Raw genomic sequence first — 5,450 nt, forward strand, 5'->3', positions numbered from 1 at the left:
ACGTCACACCGCCCAGCTTGAACAAACCGGCCAACACAAACAGCACGCCGGTGATCAGCACCAGCCCGAAGGCCAGGGACAGCCTCAGCGCCGGATCATCCCCGGTCAGGCTGGCGGTGGCAGCCGCCAATACCGCCGCAGAAGAGGACGTGGCCGAGACAATTGCAAAACGGCTGGTGCCCAACAGGCCGTAGCACACCAGCCCGGCAAACAAGGCGATCCCACCGGCCTGCGGCGGCAACGCAGCGATGCTGGAATACGCCACAGCCTCCGGCAGCAGTAACCCGGCGATGGACAACCCGGCCAGGATGTCCTGGGTACGATTGGGGGGTACGGCAACGGGCGTAACGGTTTCAGTTTTCAATCGGCCCAACCCATCCTGGCAAATAACGAGCTTCCTGGCTGCGCGCCAGAGTCATGGCCTTGCCCAACAATTTGGCATTTGGCTGGCTGACAACATCGCTGCCGATACGGCTGCGAAAGAAGTCCGCCCACAAAAACTCGCTGAACGGTGTTGCGTCCTTGGCGTAACCGCCGGCGGTACGCAGCAGGCCGGCAAGGCTGCGGTAAGGGTCGTCCTGCAGGTCGGTAATCTTGCGGGGAATGGCCTCATAGGTACGCCGCAAACCGCGCGCGTCGTAGGGGTGGACCCATTGATTGAATGCCATGACATTCCAGAAGGTGCTGCGCTCCACGAAAGACAGGTCCTTGAGCATCAGCAGCGACACACTCTTGACCTCTTCCAGAATCAAAGCCATACCGAAGTGATGATGGTCGGTGATGTAGTAGCGCTCGTCCGGCCCCAGCACACAAGGGAACCAGTGCTTGTCGAGGGCGGCGGCGCGCTCCTTGCGCTTGAGTTTGGTCCAGGCGTCGCGCTTGGCAGCGACTTCAGCCATACCGACCGTCAATTGTGTAGGGTGCAGTTTTTCCAGCTTGCCTGTGACCAATTGCGGGCGGGGCCGAGCCATGGGTATCTCCAAAGGGAACCAACACGTCGACAGCTTAGCCCTCATTGGCATGGGGATTTTTTCGGACACAAAAAAAAGCCGATTCACGCAGTGCGCGAATCGGCTTTGCTACCCGGCGTCTGTCATCAGGACAACAGCGAGTAAACCAACGCAGTAATCGCGACCAGGCCCACCGCGGTGACAAACACATTGGATGCTTGCCCACGGTACTTGGCCATGGCCGGCACCTTGCGGATCGCGTACATCGGCATCAGGAACAGGATCGACGCGATGATCGGGCCGCCCAGGGTTTCGATCATGCCGAGAATGCTCGGGTTGAGCGTGGCGACCAGCCAGCACACTACCAGCATGAACGCGGCGGTCATGCGGTCCAGGGACTTGGCAGCCGGACGACGCCCGGTTTTCAATACCAACCCCTTAAGGCCCTCACTGGCACCGATGTAGTGGCCCAGGAACGACTTGGCAATCGCCACGAATGCAATCAACGGTGCGGCGAAGGCGATGGTCGGGTTGTCGAAGTGGTTGGCCAGGTACGACAGGATCGACAGGTTCTGCGCTTTTGCTTCGGCCAGCTGTGCCGGCGACAGCGTCAGCACGCAGCTGAACACGAAGAACAGCACCATTACCACCATCAACAGGTGCGCGCGGCACAGGATCTGCGAGCTGCGCTCATCGGCATTGGCGCCGTACTGGCGCTTCTGATCAACCGCGAAGGCCGAGATGATCGGCGAATGGTTGAACGAGAACACCATCACCGGAATCGCCAGCCACAAGGTATTGAGCAGCGCAGACGGCGCCGGGACTTCGTTGGCAGTGCTGAGGATGCCACCGGTCCAGTGCGGGACCAGGTACACCGCCAGGAACAGCAAGGCAACGATAAACGGATACACCATCAGGCTCATGGCCTTGACGATCACTTGCTCGCCGCAACGCACCACGGCCAGCAAGCCGAGGATCAGCACAAAGGCCAGGATCGCCCGTGGCGGCGGCATGATGTGCAGTTGGTGTTCCATGAAACTGCTGACGGTGTTGGTCAGGGCCACACTGTAGATCAGCAGGATCGGGAAGATGGCGAAGAAGTACAGCAAGGTGATCAGTGCACCGGCCTTGAGGCCGAAATGCTCTTCAACCACGTCGGTGATGTCAGAGCCGGCACGGCCGGACAGCACGAAGCGCGTCAGGCCACGGTGAGCGAAGAACGTCATCGGGAACGCCAGCAATGCCAGGATCACCAAGGGCCAGAAGCCGCCCAGGCCGGCGTTGATCGGCAAAAACAAAGTACCGGCGCCAATAGCGGTGCCGAACAGGCCGAGCATCCAGGTGGTGTCCTGGCGGCTCCAGCTTGTGAGGGTTGCAGGTGTCGTTGCATAGCGTTCGTCGACGCTATTGGCCTGATCATTCATCCGGTCGGATCTCCGCATTTACACGGCCGGGGCGAGTCAGAAAAACCTGACAGGCAGCGCCTCGACCATAGAAGGGGCCGGATTGTCCGGGATTCTCTCGAATAAGCAAAGACTTAGCTGAGGAATGGTTGAGCGGCGCAGCAATTCAAGGAGGGTGGCGGACGGCAGCTTTCGTGGGCTGCGAAAGGTTATGGCGTTGCCAAAAATCCGTCAAAAGAAGCAACTTCCAAGAAGTATCCGACATTTAAAGCAGACACAGCCTACATCTAAATAATATTTCCACTGAAATAGATCATTAACTATTACAAGACCATACATAACCATTGAGCCGCCGCCAGAGCACACACTAAGATCGCCGCGTCCCTCGCACAAACATTATGCCGCGCTCTTAGCCAGCAGCCTCAGGAATTCAAGAATGAAAACACTCAGTATTGTATTAACTGGTCTGTGTCTTATCGGCCTATTTAAATCCAGCGAAAGTTACGCAACGCCAACCGCGCCTGAACGGGATATCCAGGCGCTGGCCTCTTCCCCACAATGGTTGACCACCAAAGTCTATATCGAGGGTGCCCCGGATAAGGATGTCAAGGCCAACTACCCCGGTGTGGTGGGCATTTCAATGTGGGACCCACAGCGCAACCGTTATGAGTTCTTCTATGCTGACACCGGGCTTTCAAAATACGCCGATGGCGGTGGCGGCTACTTCCTCGTCACAGGCGACCAAAATACCCATATTCTGGTGCCCGATGTGGGACCGACCAAAACCGTGGTCAGGCGACTGGAAAAACTGGATAAGAACGAGTTCACCTACTCGCGCGAAGTACCTCGCGACATGGTTGCCAACAACCCTCCTGTTCGAATCTATGTCGTCCATGCGCCTTATATCGGCCCGATAAAAACTGCGCTGTCGAACTAGTCAGCCCTCACGCCTGATGCTACGCCGCTTGAATTAATAGACTGCAAGGTGCCCAAGATGAAGCCATGTAACGCCCTCACATCATTGTTAATACCTGTGCTGTTGACTGTTGCTCTGTTGCCCGCAGCAGCCACTGCCAACACCGCCGCTCCCTCCAGCGTAAGCACTGTGGCGGCCACAGCTGATAACGCCGTCATGTTAACGGTGTTTCTCAAACATGATCAGTCGCGGCCCTTGAGCGAGTTGAAGACACAATTGGCGAAGCAAGCCTTTCACAAGGTATTTCCTCCTGCCGGGGTTGAAGTGGTCAGTTGGAATGTCACCATGGGCATCGGACAGATCGTCGTGCTACGCCTGCCGGCTTCGCGCCTGGTAGAGGTCAATCTGGCGATAGAGCGCACTGCCTGGGGCGCCTACACAACGGAATTCTATCCTACCTACGATTTCAGGCCGATCGCGCAAGCAGAGCAAATCCAGGCGCAGCAGGCGGATTCTGCCCAATAATGGCAGTGTGGCGGCAGCCCTTTGAGGAAGCTATGGCAGCGCCGTTGACAACCACGCGCCCGCCCCAGCATGATCGAGCCATGAATCTCATTCAGCGCCGCCTCACCCGCACCACCACCACGACCGCTTATGGCGGGTCGGGCGGTGGCTGTGGGTGCGAAAGCTAAAAACATCCCGAAACACCCCAAGGCCCCGCCAGCAATGGACGGGGCCTTTTTATTGCCCCGCCCGCTGGCCACTGCAAGGAGCAAGACCATGGCTAACGCCCTGTTGATCATCGATATGCAAACCGGTTTATACGACGGGCCGCAACAGCCCTTCGAGAGTGAGCGCGTGCTGGGCACCATCAACCAGCTTATCCAGCGCGCACGCAGGGCCAACGTGGCTATCTTCGTCGCTCGCCACACCGGCCCGGCAGGTTCGCCGATCGAAGCTGGCAGCCCGTTATGGCAACTGTGGCATGGCCTCGACGTCGACGACGCTCACGATCACCTGTTCAACAAAACCCGCCCCAGCTGCTTCCTGGGCACTGACCTGGCGCAACAACTGGCGGCGGCACAGGTCGATGAATTGGTGGTGGTCGGCATGAAAACCCAGTTTTGCATCGACACCACGTGCCGAGTAGCGGCCGAGCTTGGGTTTTCGGTGATACTGCCCGAGGACGCTCATACTTGCATGGACACCCCGACCTTGCCGGCCAAGGCGATCATCGAGCATCACAATGCGACCTTGGCGGGGGCGTTTGTGAAGCGGGTGAAAGCTCAGGATGTTGAGTTCTAGAACTGCCTGTGCGGGATTTTTTCTGACCGAACAAATCGTTCCGTCTTACAAATCCCGCATACTCCTCCTATCAAACCCTTCAGGAAGAGCCTTCCGATGTCCACCACTGTTCTGGTCCTGGTTGAAACCATCAACGAATACCTGCAAATCATCGAGAGTAACGACTTCCATGTGATTCTGGCGCCGACACCGGCCGAGCGTGCCCAGGCGATCAAGGCCCACGGCGCGCAGATCAAGGCGGTGCTCACCCGTGGCCCGCTGGGGCTGTATGCCGAGGAAATCGCGGCGCTGCCGTTGCTCGAGATTATCTGCGTGATCGGCGCCGGCTATGAACACGTGGACCTGCAAGCGGCGAGCAATCGCGGGATCGTGGTAACCAACGGCGCCGGCGTAAACGCGCCGTCGGTGGCTGACCACGCCATGGCGTTGCTGTTGGCACTGGTGCGTGGCATTCCCCAGACTGACGCGGCGGTGCGGCGCAGCGAATGGCCCAAAGTGATGCGCCCTTCCCTGGGCGGCAAGCAACTGGGCATTCTCGGTCTCGGCGCAGTGGGCATGGAGATTGCCAAACGTGCCGCCCTCGGCTTTGGCATGGAAGTGAGTTACCACAACCGCCAGCCCCGCGACGATGTGGACTACACCTATTGCGCAACCGCCGTGGAGCTGGCGCGCACCTCGGACTTCCTGATCCTGGCCACGCCGGGCGGGGCCAGCACCCGCCACCTGATTGATCGCCATGCCCTGGATGCGCTGGGGCCGAACGGTTACCTGGTGAACATCGGACGCGGCAGCGTGGTGGTGACTGCGGACCTGGTGGCTGCGCTGGAGCAACGGCGTATCGGCGGTGCCGCGCTGGATGTGTTCGACGATGAACCG

The 5,450-nt window shown here is 59.0% G+C and carries 7 protein-coding genes; 4 read left to right on the forward strand and 3 right to left on the reverse strand.

The window, feature by feature from the left end; all coding sequences use genetic code 11:
- The 3 genes from FEM54_RS23095 to FEM54_RS23105 form a co-directional block, all read right to left on the reverse strand.
- Positions 1–364, reverse strand: a 364-nt coding sequence (locus tag FEM54_RS23095; protein WP_240792789.1) for a SulP family inorganic anion transporter, incomplete at its 3' end; no start/stop codon positions are given.
- Complete coding sequence (locus FEM54_RS23100) at positions 354–971, reverse strand: ParB-like protein (protein ID WP_017136633.1); 618 nt, start codon at positions 969–971, stop codon at positions 354–356. The genes FEM54_RS23095 and FEM54_RS23100, both read right to left, overlap by 11 nt.
- Before the next feature lie 125 nt (positions 972–1,096).
- Complete coding sequence (locus FEM54_RS23105; protein ID WP_017136634.1) at positions 1,097–2,374, reverse strand: serine/threonine transporter; 1,278 nt, start codon at positions 2,372–2,374, stop codon at positions 1,097–1,099.
- Between the two features lie 415 nt (positions 2,375–2,789).
- On the opposite strand from FEM54_RS23105, the gene FEM54_RS23110 reads away from it, so the two are divergent.
- From FEM54_RS23110 to FEM54_RS23125, 4 genes are all read left to right on the forward strand, one after another.
- Entirely contained in the window at positions 2,790–3,290 is a 501-nt protein-coding gene (locus FEM54_RS23110) for a DUF4822 domain-containing protein (protein ID WP_138453227.1), read from the forward strand.
- Positions 3,291–3,347: 57 nt separating this feature from the next.
- The gene (locus tag FEM54_RS23115) at positions 3,348–3,794 is read left to right on the forward strand and encodes a hypothetical protein (protein ID WP_138453228.1); all 447 of its coding nucleotides are present in this window, start codon (positions 3,348–3,350) and stop codon (positions 3,792–3,794) included.
- Between the two features lie 255 nt (positions 3,795–4,049).
- On the forward strand, positions 4,050–4,574 hold the full coding sequence (locus tag FEM54_RS23120; RefSeq protein WP_138453230.1) for a cysteine hydrolase family protein: 525 nt from the start codon (positions 4,050–4,052) through the stop codon (positions 4,572–4,574).
- 96 nt (positions 4,575–4,670) lie between these two features.
- Positions 4,671–5,450: 2-hydroxyacid dehydrogenase (locus FEM54_RS23125; protein ID WP_138453231.1), on the forward strand; the 780-nt coding region annotated here is incomplete at its 3' end.

Origin of the sequence: Pseudomonas edaphica, from assembly GCF_005863185.1 — a bacterium.
Lineage (GTDB): Bacteria > Pseudomonadota > Gammaproteobacteria > Pseudomonadales > Pseudomonadaceae > Aquipseudomonas > Aquipseudomonas edaphica.